Source organism: Dialister sp. (assembly GCF_051885895.1).
In the GTDB taxonomy this organism is placed as follows: Bacteria; Bacillota; Negativicutes; order Veillonellales; family Dialisteraceae; genus Dialister.
Genome location: NZ_JBJEXP010000002.1, coordinates 1 through 18440 on the forward strand (window position 1 = coordinate 1; position 18440 = coordinate 18440).

At 44.6% G+C, this 18440-nt stretch carries 13 protein-coding genes, 4 tRNA genes and 1 other annotated feature; of the genes, 11 read left to right on the top strand and 6 right to left on the bottom strand.

Annotation, left to right across the window (positions count from 1 at the left end):
* The first annotated feature begins 284 nt into the window (after positions 1–284).
* Both ACI4N7_RS00030 and ACI4N7_RS00035 read left to right on the top strand, forming a co-directional pair.
* The gene (locus ACI4N7_RS00030) at positions 285–1067 is read left to right on the top strand and encodes an alpha/beta hydrolase (protein WP_439731321.1); all 783 of its coding nucleotides are present in this window, start codon (positions 285–287) and stop codon (positions 1065–1067) included.
* 69 nt (positions 1068–1136) lie between these two features.
* Positions 1137–1562, top strand: coding sequence for a hypothetical protein (locus ACI4N7_RS00035; RefSeq protein ID WP_439731322.1), 426 nt, complete (start codon positions 1137–1139; stop codon positions 1560–1562).
* A gap of 145 nt (positions 1563–1707) precedes the next feature.
* Here the strand turns inward: ACI4N7_RS00035 and ACI4N7_RS00040 are convergent, their stop codons facing one another.
* Complete coding sequence (locus ACI4N7_RS00040; protein ID WP_439731323.1) at positions 1708–2523, bottom strand: DNA-3-methyladenine glycosylase family protein; 816 nt, start codon at positions 2521–2523, stop codon at positions 1708–1710.
* A gap of 125 nt (positions 2524–2648) precedes the next feature.
* On the opposite strand from ACI4N7_RS00040, the gene ACI4N7_RS00045 reads away from it, so the two are divergent.
* The 4 genes from ACI4N7_RS00045 (at position 2649) to larA (ending at position 6297) form a co-directional block, all read left to right on the top strand.
* A complete protein-coding gene (locus ACI4N7_RS00045) occupies positions 2649–3488 on the top strand; it encodes a pyridoxamine kinase (RefSeq protein WP_439731324.1) in 840 nt (279 codons plus the stop codon).
* An 11-nt stretch (positions 3489–3499) separates the two neighbouring features.
* Positions 3500–3739 (top strand): TIGR04076 family protein, encoded by a 240-nt coding sequence (locus ACI4N7_RS00050; RefSeq protein ID WP_439731325.1) that lies wholly within the window; start codon positions 3500–3502, stop codon positions 3737–3739.
* A gap of 36 nt (positions 3740–3775) precedes the next feature.
* The gene (locus ACI4N7_RS00055) at positions 3776–4807 is read left to right on the top strand and encodes a 3-deoxy-7-phosphoheptulonate synthase (RefSeq protein WP_439731326.1); all 1032 of its coding nucleotides are present in this window, start codon (positions 3776–3778) and stop codon (positions 4805–4807) included.
* 242 nt (positions 4808–5049) lie between these two features.
* Positions 5050–6297: a nickel-dependent lactate racemase gene (larA, locus tag ACI4N7_RS00060; protein WP_439731327.1), complete on the top strand. Its 1248-nt coding sequence runs from the start codon at positions 5050–5052 to the stop codon at positions 6295–6297.
* Between the two features lie 507 nt (positions 6298–6804).
* Here the strand turns inward: larA and ACI4N7_RS00065 are convergent.
* From ACI4N7_RS00065 to ACI4N7_RS00080, 4 genes are all read right to left on the bottom strand, one after another.
* A tRNA-Val gene (locus ACI4N7_RS00065) sits at positions 6805–6880 on the bottom strand.
* A 5-nt stretch (positions 6881–6885) separates the two neighbouring features.
* A tRNA-Glu gene (locus ACI4N7_RS00070) sits at positions 6886–6960 on the bottom strand.
* Positions 6961–6962: 2 nt separating this feature from the next.
* Positions 6963–7038: transfer RNA gene (locus ACI4N7_RS00075), tRNA-Asn, on the bottom strand.
* 384 nt (positions 7039–7422) lie between these two features.
* Positions 7423–7498 (bottom strand) — tRNA-Val (locus ACI4N7_RS00080).
* A gap of 162 nt (positions 7499–7660) precedes the next feature.
* Between ACI4N7_RS00080 and ACI4N7_RS00085 the strand changes: the two genes are divergently transcribed.
* Positions 7661–9001, top strand: coding sequence for an MATE family efflux transporter (locus ACI4N7_RS00085; protein WP_439731328.1), 1341 nt, complete (start codon positions 7661–7663; stop codon positions 8999–9001).
* Positions 9002–9074: 73 nt separating this feature from the next.
* Positions 9075–9317: a binding site (T-box leader), on the top strand.
* An 83-nt stretch (positions 9318–9400) separates the two neighbouring features.
* Complete coding sequence (locus tag ACI4N7_RS00090) at positions 9401–10705, top strand: dicarboxylate/amino acid:cation symporter (RefSeq protein WP_439731329.1); 1305 nt, start codon at positions 9401–9403, stop codon at positions 10703–10705.
* A 67-nt stretch (positions 10706–10772) separates the two neighbouring features.
* Here ACI4N7_RS00090 and ACI4N7_RS00095 read toward each other — a convergent pair whose 3' ends face one another.
* A complete protein-coding gene (locus tag ACI4N7_RS00095) occupies positions 10773–11783 on the bottom strand; it encodes a uroporphyrinogen decarboxylase family protein (protein ID WP_439731330.1) in 1011 nt (336 codons plus the stop codon).
* A 241-nt stretch (positions 11784–12024) separates the two neighbouring features.
* On the opposite strand from ACI4N7_RS00095, the gene ACI4N7_RS00100 reads away from it, so the two are divergent.
* The 3 genes from ACI4N7_RS00100 to ACI4N7_RS00110 all read left to right on the top strand — a co-directional run bounded on the left by ACI4N7_RS00100 (position 12025) and on the right by ACI4N7_RS00110 (position 18296).
* On the top strand, positions 12025–13758 hold the full coding sequence (locus tag ACI4N7_RS00100; protein ID WP_439731331.1) for a DUF6020 family protein: 1734 nt from the start codon (positions 12025–12027) through the stop codon (positions 13756–13758).
* Between the two features lie 283 nt (positions 13759–14041).
* Positions 14042–15403 (top strand): DUF6020 family protein, encoded by a 1362-nt coding sequence (locus ACI4N7_RS00105; RefSeq protein WP_439731332.1) that lies wholly within the window; start codon positions 14042–14044, stop codon positions 15401–15403.
* 10 nt (positions 15404–15413) lie between these two features.
* Positions 15414–18296 carry an ATP-dependent DNA helicase gene (locus tag ACI4N7_RS00110; RefSeq protein WP_439731333.1) on the top strand — a complete coding sequence of 961 codons (2883 nt, stop codon included), beginning with the start codon at positions 15414–15416 and terminating at the stop codon, positions 18294–18296.
* Positions 18297–18440 lie beyond the last annotated feature (144 nt).

The following is an 18440-nucleotide window of genomic DNA, read 5'->3' on the forward strand; positions in this document are numbered from 1 at the left end:
GGATGTCTTTTCTTCTTTCTTATATTGAGAATAGCACCATTGGGTAATCCTTGGTGCTCTTTTGATATTTATCATTTACCACACTCATCTCCATGGTTTATACTTGAATCAGGTGATTCATTATGCATTTTATTTTTAAACTTTTTAAGTGGCTTATTATACTCGCTTTTTTTGCTGCTGTTGGAGTCGGCCTCTATGCAGGTAATCTTTCTTATGAGGAGCTTTTTAAAGCGCCCTGGGATCGCATTCTAGGGATCGAGAATCATCGGCAGGATTTAGGCAGGATGCACGCTCTGGAAGATCGGTATGGCTGGCAGAGGGTGAGGGTGCCTTCTAAAGATGGTACAGTGCTTCGCGGAACTTATATAGAAACGGTAAAAGGCGGTCGTAAAGCGGTGGTTTTGCTCCATGGCTTATACCAGAACCGTTCTATGTGTGTCCCTTATATAGATATGTATGAAGAAATGGGATATAACGTTCTTCTCGTTGATCTTCGCGGTCATGGGGAAAGCGGCGGCAACCAAACAGACTGGGGCATTCATGATGTGGATGATATGAATGCCTGGGTGGATTTCCTTCGTTCTAAGAATCCCTCCATGGAAATCGGATTCCACGGTATTTCTCTTGGAGCAGCTATGGCTCTCATTTATAGCGGAAGCAGCGAAGGAAAGAATATGAAGTTTTATGTTTCTGACAGTTCTTATGGCAATCTTCTTGCTCTGGGTCGGGATAAAATTATGACATATACAGGCGATAACCGGCTGGTGCTGGGGATGGACGTACTGAATCCTTTTATGCAGGCAGCTATGTTCTTCCATACGGGAAAGATTCTTTCCGATGTGGATCCTGCCTGCCAGGTGAAGCATATGACATCGCCTGTACTTTTCCTGCATGGAGGGGCAGATATGCTGGTTCCTCCATCTGCTGCAGAAGAACTGCTGGCTGATTCTTCCAGTACAAAGAAAGAGCTTTATATTTTTGACGGGGCGGCTCATACCATGGAAATGGCTACGAACGGTCCTGCTTACAAAAGAACAGTTCAGAAATTTGTGAAGGAACTTTCATAGTTTATCTTATGGAATATTGTATGCTACAATAAAGATAACAGGACCATATTAAAGATGGGAGGAATTGGTATGAGCGCGAACAGTATATACAGAGAAGGCATTGCTGCGGCCAGGGACACGATAGAGGCTTTAAAGGGAACGGTAGAATGTCTCCAGGTCAATCTTTCCCAGGAGCGGGATGCCAATGAAGGGCTTAATTTGACCATTGAATCTCTCCGTGATGAAAATGGAAATCTTCAGGAAAAGGCATTCCAGCTGGAAGCGGAGCTGGATTCTTTAAAGCAGGCATCTAAGGCAAAAGAGGGCACTGAAATGAATACGCCGGCGGTTCCTGTTTCGGAAAGCCGGGAGGAGTTGGAAAAGAAACTGGGATTTTATTATAAGGATTTAAAAAAATTGGACGAAAAAAATCTCACTGCGGAGGACAGCGAGACTTTATATAATATTTTAGTTTATACCTTTAAAACTTTAAAAAAAGCAGGCTTGAAGTTCTAAAGGATTTCTGACTAAACAGGTTCATTTCATAAGCTTTTGTGTTCTATACTTCGGCATAAGCCGGTGCAGACAACGGATGCATTTATCTGGTGGAATCTGAAGCAGGAAATAAGAGTGCATAATGATTCAATCGGTTTCCCGGAAATTATTTCATACCTGTACTCTGGGCATAGTAAAAGAGATACTGCTGCATGATTCCTGCATATTTTCCGTAGGCGGGAAATGGATTTTTCCCCTGATAGAAACGGTCTATGACTCTTTGAATCCATACATCCACCGGAGCCAGAGCTGTACGATGGTAACCAAAAAGGGCAACGCAGCTGGCTACTTTTATGCCGACTCCGGGAAATTTCATAAGTTCTTCCATCAGTTTGTCATCTGTATATTTCGCCATATTCTGTAAAAGGTGTGGCGATTTTTTTATGATTTCCGCAGTTTTGGCAATATAAGGGCTTCGATAGCCCAAAGAGCAGTTCTTAAGATCTTCGGCCGTCAGGGTACAAAGATCTTCCGCGGAAGGGAAAGTATATAGAATCCCGCCAGGAGTCTCTAGTCTTTTTCCTGCTTTGTGGCAGAGCTTTTCGACGGATGTATGAATAGCCGGAATCGATTTTCTTTGGGATATGATAAAGGTAATCATGGTTTCCCAGGGATCCTGTCTTAAAATACGAATGCCGCTGCTGTAAGCAGCAGCCTGAGAAAGGAAGACATCTTCTGCTGCTATGCTGTTTCTAATTTTTTCGTAGCAGGCAGAAATATCAAAATAAGGCTTCCAAAGCCGGTTCCACTGATAGCGGGAGCAGGAAATGTCATAATGAATGCCTGTGAGATGGCAGATATAGAGAACGTGAGAGCCGGTGATAAACCGATAAGTTCCTTTTTCAAGTTCTACTGCCCGGAAACACTGTCCGCTGTGTATAATTTTGTAGAGGTCAAAGTCGTCTTTTATGATTATATGCATGAAACACTCTTCCGTTTTTACTTTTAAAACCCTTGTGGAGTCTTGTTTTCTATTATATTCTTTTACCTGCTTTTTTCAAAGATATGTTAAAATAAAAGCACATGATTGCAGGAAAGAGGGATACCATGGGAAAACAGCTGTTACTGGTCAATGATCTTCCCGGATACGGAGAGGTGGCTTTGTCAGCCATGATGCCGGTGCTGACGCATATGGGGCACCATGTATATAATCTGCCGACAGCGCTTGTTTCCAATACGCTGGATTATGGGCGCTTTGAAATTCTGGACACAACGGAGTATATGAGGAATACCATTGGCGTATGGAAATCACTTGGATTTACTTTTGATGCGATTGCTACAGGTTTTATCGTATCTCCTTCGCAGGCAGCCATGATTGCCAATTACTGCAGTCGTGAACGGGAAAAAGGAACGAAAATTTTTGTGGATCCCATTATGGGCGATGAAGGACACTTGTATAATGGCCTTACGAAACGAACCATAGAAGGAATGAAAAGGCTCGTGGCCCAGGCTGACTATATGGTTCCCAATTATACAGAAGCAGCTATGATTGCTGATGAACCCTATGAAGAGGAAGGCCTTTCATGGGTGGCGATGAAAGGCCTTTTGGGCAAACTTCATCGGATGGGGAATGGATCTGTAGCTATTACCAGTGCCAGAGTGGATGGACAGGATGCTGTGGCAGGTTTTGATAAAGAGAGGGAAGAGTTTTTCCTTCGTACTTTTGATATGATACCTATCCGGTTTCCCGGTACCGGGGATATATTTTCTGCCATATTTATGGGCCATATCATGAACGGCACGCCTATGATGGAGTCCGTGGACAGAGCGATGACTGCGGTTCGTCAAATGATTGCATTAAACAGGGACACAAAGGATTCGTTTAAGGGCATTCCTGTGGAAACCTGTCTGGAGGTGCTCGATACATGCCAAGAAGACCGAAAATAAAGATTACCTGTATGGAGAGATTGGGAAAATGCCCCTGCCATAGAGGACACAGACCGGGTGACTCCTGGGATTTTGACAGAGACCGTGGGCAAATCTGTCCTATGGTCATGCATGTGGCCTTTCCCTATATAGATATTCTACGGTATGGCGGTGAGATTCCGCAGCCGGGACAGAAAAAGGGAACAGCCATATTCTGCTGTCCTGATGTGGAAACCATAAACGTATTTAAAATAGAAAAAATTGACGAATAGCTGATGAAAGCTAAATGAATGCAGAAGGTGAATAGAATGGAACAGATGCAGTTTATCCGGAAACTTCCGGAACCTATGGAAATTAAACAGGAAATACCGCTGAAACCGGAATTTCGCCGGTTGAAGGAAAAAAGAGATAAGGAAATTGCCGATATTATGACAGGAAAGGATGACCGCTTTCTGCTGATTATCGGTCCCTGCTCTGCCGATAATGAACCGGCGGTGCTTGACTACTGCACCCGCCTGGCTAAAACAGCGGAAGAGGTCAAAGACAAGCTCTTTATTATTCCCCGTGTTTATACCAATAAGCCAAGAACCATAGGCAAAGGATATAAGGGGATGCTTCACCAGCCGGATCCTGAGGGTAAGGAAAATATGATGGAAGGAATCAAGGCAATACGCCGCATGCATGTCCATGTGATTGAGAAGACGGGCTTTACCTGCGCCGAAGAAATCCTCTATCCGGAAAACCACCGTTACCTTTCCGATCTTCTTTCCTACGGTGCCATTGGGGCCCGTTCCGTGGAAGATCAGCTTCACCGTATGATTGCCAGCGGTGCAGGCATACCGGTAGGTATGAAGAACCCTACTTCCGGGGATTTGTCGGTTATGATGAATTCCATAGAAGCGGCTCAGAGTGAACAGGATTTCCTTTTCCACGGCTGGGAGGTACATACTACAGGAAATCCTCTGGCCCATGCTATCCTTCGGGGATATGTGAACCATTTTGGTACCAGCATGCCTAACTACCACTATGAAAATCTCAGGAAGGTAGCAGATATGTATGGAGAAAGGAATTTAAAGAATCCGGCTATTGTGGTAGACTGCAATCATAATAATTCCGGGAAGAAATATATGGAACAGATCCGCATTGCTCGGGATGTCATGGCCAGCAGAAAATATACGGAAGATATCCGTCACTTAGTGAAGGGACTTATGATTGAAAGTTATATTGAGGATGGAAATCAGAAAATTGGCGAAGGAATATATGGGAAATCCATTACTGACCCCTGCCTTGGCTGGGAAAAGAGCAGGGATTTAATCCTGTCCCTGGCAGATATGGTGTAAGTAAAATTTCAGAGGATGCCATTCCTGCATAGTAAAAGGGAAAATAGGAGAATGAAGAAGCGGTGCTTTTTAAAAGGACACCGCTTTTTAAAGAGGAAAGCTAATGAGCTCTGTGCCTTTCTCAGAGTTACGAAACGGTTGCCTATGGGATTCTTTCATCAAATAAGGTATAATAAAAATATAGAAATACCTCGTTACATCATGAAAACTCAATATTTCCATACAACAAGGAGATGGACAGGATGGAATTTAAAATTAAATATTTCAAAGATTATGTACCCTTCCAGGTACCAGACAGTCACCATCCGGTGGAACTGAACCCTAAAAAATGTCCGGAGGTAGAGTCTGAGGCAGCAGAGGTAAGAAGAGCATTGGCGCATCCTATTGGAACACCCCGTCTTTCTGAAATTGTAAAGCCGGGAGAAAAAATTGTGATTGTAGCCAGTGATGTGACCCGTCCGGCTCCTTCCTGGGTGATGGTGCCCTGTGTGGTAGAAGAACTGGAAAAAGCAGGGGTCAAGGATGAAGACATTACGGTTGTTTTTGGACTTGGGTCTCACAGAAAACAGACAGAAGAAGAAAAGAAACGTCTGGTAGGTGATGATATTTATAACCGTATCAAGTGTATTGACAGCGATCCGGAACAGTGTGTTCATATGGGAACCTGCAGGAATGGAACATCTGTAGATATTTTTAAAACGGTAGCGGAGGCAGACCGTCGAATTCTTACCGGTAATGTGGAATATCATTATTTTGCCGGTTATTCCGGCGGCATGAAGGCTATTATGCCCGGTGTCTCTTCACATGATGCCATCCAGTCCAACCACAAGAATATGATCCGCCCGGGTGCCTATGCAGGCCATCTGGAAGGTAATCCCGTACGGGAGGACATTGAAGAAGTATTTGATTTCTGTCCTGTGGATTTTATCGTCAATGTAGCACTGGATGATCATAAGAAAATCGCTTTTGCTGCCGCAGGTGATCGAATCCAGGCCCATCGGAAAGCATGCCGTTTTCTGGACAGCATTTATAAAATTAAAATTGACCATCCGGCAGATGTGGTTATTGTATCTACCGGCGGTTATCCTAAAGATATTAATTTGTATCAGGCACAGAAATCCATTGATAATGCCAAACATGCAGTGAAAGAAGGAGGCATTATGGTGGTGGCAGCGTCCTGTAAAGAAGGGTATGGGAGCTCGGTATTCGGGGAATGGATTGAAAAATATGATACACCTGATGACAGGATCAAGGCTATTCATGAACATTTTGAATTAGGGGGACATAAATCAGCAGCCCTGGCTCTGGTTCAGAAGAAATGCAGTATTTATCTTGTCACTGATATGGATGACGCTATGGTAACAAAAGCCAACATGACGCCTTTCCATGATCTGCAGCAGGCAGTGGATGCCGCTCTTGATAAAATGGGTGAAAATGCCAGTGTCTATGTCATTCCCGTAGGAGGATCTACTCTTCCCATGGAAGAATAAGCATAAACCTCTTTTATATGAAATAAAATTCTTTGAGCGCCCGAAAAAGGCGCTCTTTTTGCTATATAATGAATTTCTTCATGATGAATCATATGGCGGGCCAGTTGATATGTATAAAAAAGAGATTCTTTGGAACAAAATTACATAGTGCCTTTTCCGACGGTAAACCATGACTCTATCAGACTAACTCATCAGAGAACAAGATTGAAAGGAGTAAAAGCCATGTGCTGATCATAGTAAATCGCTGATGGAGGAGATTGAATAGAAGATGAGAAAACTGGGAAGAAATAATAAAAAAGCACTATGGAGTACATATTCCATGGTGCTTTTAAGTGATGGGTGATAAAAGAAACGAACTGGTTCCGCAGAGATCGTGATTGGAAGAAATGAGAGTGACACGCCAATCAAAGTGGATCGCGGAGAAAGGAGGTTAAATAGCAGATGGGAGAACAGGAAAAGAGCAATAAAAAAGCACCATGGAGTAAATATCACATGGAGCTTTTTAAATGGTGGGCGATAACAGGATCGAACTGCTGACATTCTGCTTGTAAGGCAGACGCTCTCCCAGCTGAGCTAATCGCCCATATCTGGTGACCTGTGGGGGATTCGAACCCCCGAACCCGCCGTGAAAGGGCGGTGTCTTAACCACTTGACGAACAGGCCACTGGCTCCTGAAGCAGGGTTCGAACCTGCGACATCGTGATTAACAGTCACGCGCTCTACCGGCTGAGCTATTCAGGAATCTGTACGTAAGTACGTCAATTATAATAACAAATCCTTTTCTCTTTTGCAACCACTTCTTTATTAGAAAATAGTAAGAAATGAAAAGGAGCGGAAGTAAAGCGCCGATCATAGTGAATCACGGATGCAGAAGGTTAAATAGCAGATGAGAGAACAGGAAAAGAGCAATAAAAAAGTACCATGGAGTAAACATCACATGGCACTTTTTTATGGTGAATGATAACAGGGTCGAACTGGTTCCGCAGAGAACATGATTGGAAGGAGCAGAAGCGACGTGCCAATCAAAGTGAATCGCGGAGAAAGGAGGTTAAATAGCAGATGAGAGAAATGGAAAGGAGCAATAAAAAAGCACCATGGAGTAAATATCACATGGAGCTTTTTAAATGGTGGGCGATAACAGGATCGAACTGCTGACATTCTGCTTGTAAGGCAGACGCTCTCCCAGCTGAGCTAATCGCCCATAAATCTGACATAAATTATTATGCCTTATATGGCGTTATTTTGCAAGAGGGTTTATATATTTTTTTTCTCACAGCATATGGGTTTTATATTTTCTCTTGCAACGATTTATTTCTGATGTTACCATATATAACCGTCAGTTATGTTATAAGGAGGGATAGCATTGAAATCCCATGAATTATATCAGAGCCGATGGACGGTCTTTTCCATGTCGGTTCCTATATTTATAGAAACGGCACTGCAGATGATGGTTCCCAATGTAGATCAGTTCATGCTGAGCCGTTATTCTCAAGACAGCGTTGCAGCTGTAGGTAACGATAATGTGGTATTTAACCTGGTTATTCTGACGCTGGCCGTGCTTTCTCAGGCGGCTACCATATTGATTGCTCACCACAGAGGAGCCGGGAATATGGGGAAAGTCAATGAAGTCTGCACTGTGGCGCTGGCAACCAATCTTGTGCTTGGGCTTATCATCAGTTTTGCTCTTTTTTTCTTTGATGATTTTTTCCTGCATGCACTGGGGATTCCGTCGGAGATCTGGGGGGATGCATCTTTATATATTCGCTGGATCGGTCTTTTTGTCTTTATTCAGAGTATGTATATGGCATTTATTTCCTTTTTGAGAGGCTTTGCACTGCTGAAGCTGACGATGCTCTGCTCCATGGTCATGAATATTATGAATATCAGTGGAAATATGATCCTGATTCACGGATGGGGACCGATTCCTTCTCTTGGTGTAACAGGAGTATGCATTTCTACGAATATTTCAAAATTTATCGGATTTTTCCTTATTGTCTATCTGTTTCACCGCTATACGCCGGTTCGGTTTTCCTTGAAATATCTTTCTCCCTTTCCATGGGATACACTTCATAAAATTCTATATCTGGGAATTCCCTCAGGAGGAGAAACCTTTTCCTACCAGCTTTCTCAGACTGTCATTATGAAGTTTGTTAATATATTTGGCGTAGTGGTTATTACGACTAAAGTATATTGTTATATTATTGCCATGATGAGCTATGTTTATTCTCAGTCTCTCGCCATGGCGACCCAGATTCTGGTAGGTTATTTCAAAGGAGCCGGTGATAATGAAGAGGTAGACCGGCGGGTAAAGTTTACCATTTCCGTAGCCATGGCACTTTCCGGTTCTATTGCCTTTATGCTTTATCTTAATGCCGATGCAGTATTGTCTATTTTCACAACGGATCCCGAAGTGCTGGCCTTGGGCAAAACAATTCTGTTTATTGAAATTTTCCTGGAAATCGGAAGAGCCGTGAATATGTGCATGGTGATGGCACTGAATGCTTCAGGGGATGTAAGGGCCCCGATAACTGTAGGGATCATTTTTATGTGGTCCATTGCTACACTGGGAGCCTGGTTCCTTGGAGTACATCTCTATTGGGGACTGGCCGGTATATGGATCGCTATGGCGGCAGATGAATGCAGCCGCGGCCTGGTTTTCTTCTGGCGCTGGCATCAGGGAGTATGGCGAAAACGTCTGGTATAAAGATAGGTGAAGTGGATATGCTCTGCTATAAAAAAACTTGACAGTCTGATTTTATCATGTTATAGTATGGACGTTTACAGCGATGAAGAAAAAGAGTAGATTTCTTTGATGCTCTGACAGCGAGTCCGGAGAGTGGAAGCGGATAGGACAGGAGAAATGGAAGTGCGTTTCTGAGCCTGAAGGACGGAATCAAGTATGTCTTTCCGGGAATTCCCGTTACAGAAGTATGGTTTCTATAAGGAAGGAAACCTGAAGAGGCATGCATGGCGACATGTATGCGAATCTGGGTGGTAATCACGAGTCTTTCGTCCCAAAGGGATGAAAGACTTTTTTATATGGATGCCTTGCCGGAAATGGTTCCTTATATCTATTTTCCAGGAGTTATTTTAGGAGGATTTTATGAAGAAAAACGAGGAAGTACAGGCTGCGGCTCAAAAAGCGCTGGAAGCTAACAAAAGCAGAAAGCAGGGCCGGCAGTTTATCCTGTGGATGCTTGCCCTGGTGGTTGGGGCGGTTCTTGGCTGGCTGGGAATTAAGCCGTTGAATGAATTATTCACTTTTATTGCGACAGTGTTTACCAGGCTGTTCCAGTTTATTGCTGTTCCTACCATTGCGTTGGCAGTTATTACTACGTTGGCCCAGCTGGGCGGTAAGAAGGAAACAGGACGTATATTTGCTCATGCCGTGACCTATACGCTGCTTACTACCATCTGCGCTGCAGGCATTGGTCTTTTCATGTATCTCTGGATTGCTCCGGGAAACCTTCCCGCTGATATTATTGGAGCCGGTACAGCCAATGTACCGCAGAAGCTGGGACATCTGACCTATTATGACCATATTTTGAGTGTTATTCCGAACAACCTTCTTCAGCCGTTCCTGTCAGGCAATGTGCTGGCAGTCATGATAATTGCCGCATCCTTTGGCTTGGGACTGGCTTTCATGCCTAAAACGGAAAACCGGGATATTCTGATGAAAGGTATTTTGGGATTTCAGGAACTTCTTTTCACTCTGATTCGTGCACTTCTCTTTATTCTTCCTGTGGGCATTCTTGCTTTTTCCGCCCAGCTCTCTGCGCAGATTGAAGCAGGCGTGATTGTTGGAGCTCTGGGGAAATACACGGCGGTGATTATTGGAAGCAACGTGATTCAGTTCTTTATTGTTATTCCTATTTTCCTGCTTATCAGAGGACTCAATCCGATCCATGTATTTAAAAAGATGTCTCCTGCTATTGCGGTAGCTCTTTTTACCAAGAGTTCTGCCGGCACGCTGCCTGTAACTCTTGCTTCTGCAGAGCATAACATGAAGGCAAATCCGGCTGTTTCCCGTTTTGTTCTCCCTATCTGCACAACTATCAACATGAATGGATGCGCTGCCTTTATTTTGGTGACGTCTCTCTTCGTTATGCAGAATGCAGGTTATGAAATGACTATGCCTACCATGATTACCTGGCTCTTTGTAGCTGTGCTGGCAGCTATCGGCAATGCAGGTGTTCCTATGGGCTGCTATTTCCTTACCCTTTCTCTCATGAGCGGTATTGGTGCACCTATCGGAATCATGGGTGTTATTCTCCCGATTTATACGATCATTGATATGATTGAAACTGCAGAAAACGTCTGGTCTGATTCTGCTGTATGCGCTATGACGGATCATGATTTGAAAGGAAAGATTCCTGAACCTGCTGAAGGAAAAGCGTTAGAAGCATAAAATCAATGAAAAAAGACACTTCTGTCATAAAAGGCAGAGGTGTCTTTTTTGTGGACTCATTTAGTTTTTAGGCTTCTACTGCTTTTCTGAGCGCCAGAAGGTTTTCTTCCGGTGCTTTGGGATTGACAACACATCCAGGTCCTAAAATAAGACCTCTGCCGTCTACCTGAGCAATGGCATCTTTTACATGGGCAGTGATTTCTTCCGGTGTACCGTCAAGGATGATGTCATCATATTTCAGTACGCCATTTACAAAGTAAGGAGCGGATTTAATGCCGGCAAGAAGACATTTGTCAGTAAGAGCCCGTGCCTCTTTCAGCGTGGGCCAGGTATGGCGGTCATGCCAGTTAATGCAGTTTACCGGATAAGAAGCAACCTCGTTAAAATAAATGTCTTCACCGTGGATATGAACGGGATTAAACCATGTTTTCTTTGTATAGGACTTAATAACCTGAAGATCATAAAACTGGCCGAATTCTTCAAATTCATGAAGGTTCATGACAGAGCGGGTGGCATTCTGCGTGGCGAAGAAGAATCCGTCTACACCTGCGTCAATGTTATAGCTTACAAAATCAAGAGTGGTGGCAGTAATGGCGGAAAGAGCATGATGAACCGATTCCGGATAGTTCAGCATGTCCATGAGGAGACGATCGCCAGCCATTTTTTTCAATGTGGAAAATGGGCTGAAAATGGTCTGGATTACCGGAGTACCTGGCTTTCTTCTTTTTACCATTTCTCTGGCAAACTCAATCTGTTTTCCATAAGTTCCCTGAATGGCCGGAATTGCTTTCAGAGTATCATAGTCTGCAGGACTCTGGATAGCAAATTTTTTGACAATAGGTTCTTTGTACGGATCGCAGTAAATGGTAATCTGATTGCCGAAATCCTGAGTACTGTACAGACCAAAAGGCATCATTTTGATATAATCAAAATCATATTTTTCTGTAAAGGCAGCTTCTGCTTCAGCAAGAGATATAGGATCCTGGTCATAGGCAGACAGGTGCATCCATGCACCTACAGGTACGTGGTCCACATCCTTGCCGGCCAGGGCGGCTCTGATTCGCTCTTCTCTATTCATCGTAAATCTCCTTTCAGAAACACTGGATACAATTATTTCCTTGATTATACCATAGGGAAAAGGAAAATGAATGGCCAACTGAAAATGAAGAAAGGCTCAATTAATTGGACAAGATTACGTCACCATTTTTTAAAGGAAAAGAAAAAGGCAGGGCTCGGGAAAAAATTCAGCTGTTTTACTCGCTATTGTCAGTCTCTTTCTAAAAAAGTATAATACTCATAGATTCAAAGGCGGTTGGATTATGAATATGTATAAAGACAGATATTGGCTGGCTCTTTTGACAGGGACAGTTTCTCTTTTTATGGGTTTCTCTGAATTTTATACCTGGCGTATAGGCTGGCATCCCGGCTCAACTCCCTGGAACCGGGAGTCTCTTCTGCATGCATCGGATATACCGGCAGTGCTGGCATTGACAGCGGTTACATTTGTGCTGCTTTCTTTTATCATGAAATATGCCGGCAGGATTTCAGCTTTCTCTTTACGTCTGGAGCCGGATGGAAAACCTACGGATGCGCCTTTTGCACTGATCACTGTATTTCTGCTTCTTTCATGGATGCCCTTTTTTCTTGTATTCTATCCGGGAACAGGAATGAATGATACGACAGATATCATGCGTGCAGGCATATGGGCGGCCGGGCAGCATACTTTTGTTTACTGTATGTATATTTACGGACTGACCCAGGCTTCAGATATGCTGTTTCATACAACCTCCTATGGCCTGGCGGCGGCATCACTCATTCAAATGGCTCTGTTTGCCTGCGGAATTTCCTACTGCCTGTCCTGGCTGTATCGAAAAACGGGACGCCTGTGGCTTACTGTACTTCTATCATTTTATTATGCTTTTTTGCCGTTGATTGCAAACATGTCTTTTTCCAATGTGAAGGATGTGCTTTTTTCTGTTGTTATTCTCCTTTGGATACCACTGGTCACATCTTTCGTATCCGGCTATAAGGAGAATGCCTGGCAGGCCAATAGACGTCTTTTCTTTCTGGCCGGTTTAAGCATGATGCTTCTTCGGAACAATGGAATTTATGTTTTTATTGTTATGCTTCTCTGTCTGGTTTTCCTGATGAAAAGAATCCGGATGAACCTTCTTCTTACCGGACTTGTGATGATTGTAATCGCAGTTACTCCGGATGCTGCCATTAAACAGATTCTGGACCTGCCACAGCTTTTTCAGGAACGGGTGGGTATTCCGCTGCAGCAGTTTTCCCGGGCTGTAGCAGTGGGGGTCCCTCTGACGGAAGAAGAAAAAGCTTATTCCGTAAGAATGATGATTCCTGGCCGTATTGCCCAATGGTATGATCCGTTTACCGTAGATTTGATTAAATGGAATAGTGATTTTGATTTCTATTACTTTAACAGTCATCCTGATGATTTTTGGAAAGCGTGGAAATCAGTAGGGAAAAGAAATAAGGAAATTTACGTGGAAGCCTGGCTGTTCGCTACTTACGGATATTGGGCATTTCCTGCACCGGATGAGATGACCCAGTCACGTTTCTGCTGGGCTTTTTCTGAAAGTGATTTGAAAAATGGCCTCAGTCCTGATCATAATAATGCTTACAAGACGGCAGATATCAGGACTTTCTTCCAAAAAGATACCCAGGAGAAGCTGGGACGGTGGCTTTGGAACCACAGCAGGTACCTGGGAGCAGGCACCTGCCTTTGGATAACACTGTGTATAGGTCTGCTGTTATTTTACCGGCGTCAGTACAGCCGTTTTCTGGTGCTTCTTCCTGCCTGTCTTCTTTGGGGCACATTGATGATTGCAACACCTGCTGCATTTGTATACCGATATGTCTATTTTTTCCCCCTGTGCATGCCTTTATTTATTCTCCTTCCTTTCCTTCCGGAAGGAAAATATGGTGAAACTAAATGGGCAGATACCCTGATGATAGAAAAGGATGATCAAAAAGGATTTTCTTCCACAGGATCCTGGAAAAAGGATGATGGGTATACCCATTGGAAAGATTAAAAGGGAGGCTTTTCTTTTTATGAATAAAGTATTATTCAGGAAAGAAAAATACAGGAAACTGTTTCATTGGGATCGGCCTTTCAAAGCTTCGATGCTGTTTTGTATCTTTTTGTCCCCGGCAGTTTGGTATACTTTCAAAATTGACCGTATGGGATCCAGGGTGGCAGAAGCCGGTAATCATATTCTTTCGTGGGATGACTGGCCTGTTCTGATTCTTCTTTACCTGTTTTTTATAGCAGTGCTTCCTCCCGTGATAAGGGTTTTCCTTTCTGTAGATTTCACAATGGAAAAGAGTGGGAATCGAAGGCTGTTTCTGCCGGCCTTTCTTATCATGCTTTTCTGGCAGATGCCTTTTCTTCTGGCGCTGTATCCAGCTCCCGGGATGAATGATACTCTTTTCATGATGGAAAATCCGCTTTATGCAGGAGTCCAGTTTCCCTGGCTCTATTCCCTGGTGTACGGATATGGTTCCCTGGCGGGAAAACAGATCTTTGGCACAAGGGAGCCGGTAATTTTTCTTTTGGCGGTTGCGCAGCTTATGCTCTATGCTTATGGGCTTACAAAGATCGTGTTTCGGATTAAGGAAAGCGTAGGGAAAAGAGCAGCAGCAGGGCTTTATATATTTTTTACCTTTCTTCCCATAATAGGAAACTATGGAATGGCAGCTGTAAGAGATGGCCTGTTCTCCCTCTCACTTACAGGCTGGATGTTACTCATGATCAAAAAAGAATGGGAGAAACGGGACTATGTCTATCTTGCCCTGCTGTCACTGGGAATGATGCTTTTGAGAAACAATGGGGTATATATTGCTGTTCTGTTAATTTTTGCTTCTTCTTTTTACAGGAAACAATGGAAAAAGGGAGCGGTTATTCTTATTTTTTGTGCACTGGCATCCATTCTTCCAGGACAGATCATTCTTACCCATCATAACTGGAAACCTCTTTTCCAGGAGAGCATGGCCATTCCTCTGCAGCAGATGGGAAGAGTGCTGGTCATGGAAGGCTCCCGCTCTGAAGAAACGGTGAATTTCATGAATCACCTCCTGCCTGAGGAAAAGTGGAAGAAGGATTATTCTCCGGCTACGGTAGACTTTGTTAAATGGGATGACCGATTCCGGAGAAATGAACTGAATGAAGAGAAAGGAAAATTTCTTCTGGCCTGGGCAGATACAGGCCTTCGAAATCCCCGAATTTATCTGGAGGGCTGGATGACGGAAACTTATGCGCTTTGGAATCTTGATCCCCTGGAGCATGGGGTACAATCACGCTTTGGCTGGGCATTAAGCGATGAAAATACCAGAAATATGCAGCCTTCAGATAATGATATGCTGGCTTTGGGGGATTTTCCCATGCCTTTCAAGGTGAAGGCATTTCTAGGGAATTATACTTATTCCGGCAGCCGTTTTTTAGGAAGTGGGCTATGCCTGTGGATGACTCTTTTCTTCTGTCTCCTTTTTTATTGTGATGGAAAAAGCAGGTATATTCCGGCGGCGCTTCCACTTCTTGCGAATACAATGACACTTCTTGCTTCTACACCGGCATCTGCTGTTTTTCGCTATTCTTTTGCCTATGTTCTGGGGCTGCCCCTGCTTCTTATCCTTTTTCTTGTGAGAAATGAAAATGGAAAAAGCAATTGTTTAAACTAAGGAGCTTTTTATGGAAAGCGTAGAAAATTCCGCCCAGTATGAAGCGATTCATTCCGAGGGGCCTACTCTGGTCATCGCAGGGCCGGGGACAGGGAAAACCTATACCATTATCCAGCGGGTCCTTTACCTCATTCGTGATAAGAAGGTAAAACCGGAGCAGATCATGATAGTGACCTACACGGTGAAAGCATCAAAAGAGCTCATGACAAGACTGACTAATGAGCTGTCCCGGCAGGGCATTGAAATCAACCTCCATGAGATGTATATAGGCACGTTTCATCATATCTGCCGCCGCCTTTTGAAGGAATTCCGGGAATATACAAGGCTGGAGCGGAATTTCATCGAAACGGACCAGTTCGAACAGCAGTACATGGTGTATGAGTATCTGGAGGAATTTGAAAAAATTCCGAATTTTGAGCTGGTGGTGCCCTCTTCCTATGTGAACAGGGCAGGGGAAGAAGTGACGGTATCGCCGTGGAAAAGGTGCCGCAGCATCTGTCAGTACGTGAACCGCCTGTCGGAAGAGCTGATGAATGCAGAGGACATGATCCTGAGCAGGGATGAAAAAATCCGTGTGCTGGGCTGGATGATGATACGGTATGAAAAGCTGGCCCAAAAGAAAAATTTCCTGGATTTCACTAAACTGCAGACAGAAGCTTACTACATTCTTTCGGAAAAGGACAATGTGCGGCGCCAGGTGCTGGAAAGAATCAGGTATATCCTGGTGGATGAGTACCAGGATACCAACTACATCCAGGAGCGGCTGGTGCAGCTTCTGGGCGGGAGGGAAAGAAATGTCTTCGTGGTAGGCGATGATGACCAGAGCATTTATCGCTTCCGCGGCGCTACGGTGGCTAATATCCGGAAGTTTTCTAAGCATTTCGGCGACAGCTGCCGTGTCATTACCCTCCACACCAATTACCGGTCCAATCAGGGTATTGTTTCTTTCTGCATGCGCTGGATGGCCCAGCCGGAGTGGTTTTCCTGGGAGCGCATGGGCCGCCTGTACCGCTACCGGAAGGGCATGGTGGAGTCCGCCCGGAAAGGGGCGGCAGTTCCTTCGGTGGTGCGGATTACGGCAGAAGAGGATGAGAACCTCTTTGAAGACAGGGTATGCGATTTTATAGAAGGATTGAAAAAAAGCGGATGCATATCGGACTACAACCAGGTGGCGCTGCTCTTTGATTCGGTGAAAGGGGATACGTCCATCCGTCTCCAGTTTGCTTTGGGAAAAAGGCATATTGCAGTGTACGCACCCCGGTCGGGCCATTTTTTTGAAAGGAAGGAAGTGGCTTCCTTCTTCGGCTGCCTGCTTTACATGTTCTCTGCCATCCGGCGGAAAATGGGACAGGACCGGGTGATGGATGAAACTGAAGGCATCCGGGGCACTTACGCCGTTTTTCTGTCCATGGCGGAAACCGTGATGAATAAGAACGGGGAGCTTGGACAGTGGATCCGCTCCATGAAGAGAAAAATAGAAAGGGAAAAGAAGCTTCCGGAAAATCTGCTCCCTATGACCTATAAGATTCTTTCCTTCCCGCCTTTTTCCACATGGATTGATCAAGCGGCAGTGGGAGAATGCAATGAAGCCAGAAATCTTTCCTCCATTACCAGGCTCATCAGCCGGTTCGACTGTTTCATTGAGGAAAACCACGGCTACGGCAAGGAAACATTGGATGATATATATATCTTTTTTACCCGCTACCTCAGGCTGTGGTATGAAAACGGGGTAGGTGAATATGAAGATGAAGAAGCCTATGCTCCACCGGGGCAGGTGTCTTTCCTCAATATTCACCAGTCCAAGGGACTGGAATATCCGGTGGTTATTGTGGCTTCCCTTTATGACAAGCCCAAGGGAGAGGATTCCCTCATCCCAAGGGTGGTAGAAAAGATGACAGGCCGCCGTTCCTATGAACCTTACAGCGATATTCGGGAATTTGATTTCCGAAGAAAGTACTATACAGCTTTTTCCCGGGCGGAAACGGTGCTGGCTCTGGCGTGCTGTGTGAAAAAGGGGAAAGAGCCTGCTTTTGTATTCCAAAAACCTCTTTTCAGCCTGCCGGAGTTTGACAGGAAGGAAATTGATTTCACAAAGCTTCAATTCCGCCCCATAGAGAAGGGCCACTTCAAGCCCCGCATTTCCTTTACTTCCCAGGCAGCGCTCTATGAGGAATGTCCGCTGAAGTACAAACTGAGCCGGGTGTACCGGTTTGCACCGGTGCGGGGGCTTTCTCTCCTCTACGGCACCCTGGTCCATGAGGTCATTGAAGATATCCACCGGGCTGTCATGTCCGGACAGAAGGAAAGGCTTACGCCGGCCAATGTATACGCCTGGCTTATGGCCGATTACCAGGCTCTTGCCAAAGCGGAAAATACATGGCTTTCCAGGAAGGAACTGGACAGGGCTTTTCAGGAGGTGCTGGGATATATTTCCTACCGAAAGGGAGACTGGTCCATGATACGGGAAGCGGAATACCCCCTGGAGCTGGTGAAGGATGATTACATCCTGAACGGTACCATCGACCTTCTCCAGAGCGGCGGAGGCAGGGTGGATATTATCGATTTCAAAACAGGCAGGAAGACTGACAGGAAGAGCCCCCTCTTAGCCAGATATGAAAGCCAGCTCAGGATTTATGCTTACCTGGTAGAGAAAAAACTGAAAATACCGGTGGGAAAGCTCCTTCTCTATTTCACCGGAGAAACGGAAGAGCCCGTCCTTACGGTAGAAGGAAATCGGGAAAAAGTGAAAGAGAGGATGAAAGCATTTGATGAGACTGCTCACCGTATCATGGCAGAAGATTTCAACCATCGGAAGAAAATGGTGAATGGAAAACTTCCGGAAAGCTGCCGCTTCTGTGAATGGAAGGCTTACTGCGAAAGAAAGGGCCCGTAAGGGAAGCCCTGATTCCATGAGTGGCTGCTTTTATTCTTGAAATTTTCTGCCATGGAAGAAATCCCATGACAAAGCAGCCCATGAAATTATGAAGGAAGACTCTATGAATGAATCAGTGCTCCCAAAAGAAACAATAAAAAATCC

Bases quoted from the DNA above. Each gene is read 5' to 3' on its own strand.
- ACI4N7_RS00030 (WP_439731321.1), top strand. From the start codon at position 285: ATGCACGCTCTGGAAGATCGGTATGGCTGGCAGAGGGTGAGGGTGCCT.
- ACI4N7_RS00035 (WP_439731322.1), top strand. From the start codon at position 1,137: ATGAGCGCGAACAGTATATACAGAGAAGGCATTGCTGCGGCCAGGGAC.
- ACI4N7_RS00040 (WP_439731323.1), bottom strand. From the start codon at position 2,523: ATGCATATAATCATAAAAGACGACTTTGACCTCTACAAAATTATACAC.
- ACI4N7_RS00045 (WP_439731324.1), top strand. From the start codon at position 2,649: ATGGGAAAACAGCTGTTACTGGTCAATGATCTTCCCGGATACGGAGAG.
- ACI4N7_RS00050 (WP_439731325.1), top strand. From the start codon at position 3,500: ATGGAGAGATTGGGAAAATGCCCCTGCCATAGAGGACACAGACCGGGT.
- ACI4N7_RS00055 (WP_439731326.1), top strand. From the start codon at position 3,776: ATGGAACAGATGCAGTTTATCCGGAAACTTCCGGAACCTATGGAAATT.
- larA (WP_439731327.1), top strand. From the start codon at position 5,050: ATGGAATTTAAAATTAAATATTTCAAAGATTATGTACCCTTCCAGGTA.
- ACI4N7_RS00090 (WP_439731329.1), top strand. From the start codon at position 9,401: ATGAAGAAAAACGAGGAAGTACAGGCTGCGGCTCAAAAAGCGCTGGAA.
- ACI4N7_RS00095 (WP_439731330.1), bottom strand. From the start codon at position 11,783: ATGAATAGAGAAGAGCGAATCAGAGCCGCCCTGGCCGGCAAGGATGTG.
- ACI4N7_RS00100 (WP_439731331.1), top strand. From the start codon at position 12,025: ATGAATATGTATAAAGACAGATATTGGCTGGCTCTTTTGACAGGGACA.
- ACI4N7_RS00105 (WP_439731332.1), top strand. From the start codon at position 14,042: ATGGAAAAGAGTGGGAATCGAAGGCTGTTTCTGCCGGCCTTTCTTATC.
- ACI4N7_RS00110 (WP_439731333.1), top strand. From the start codon at position 15,414: ATGGAAAGCGTAGAAAATTCCGCCCAGTATGAAGCGATTCATTCCGAG.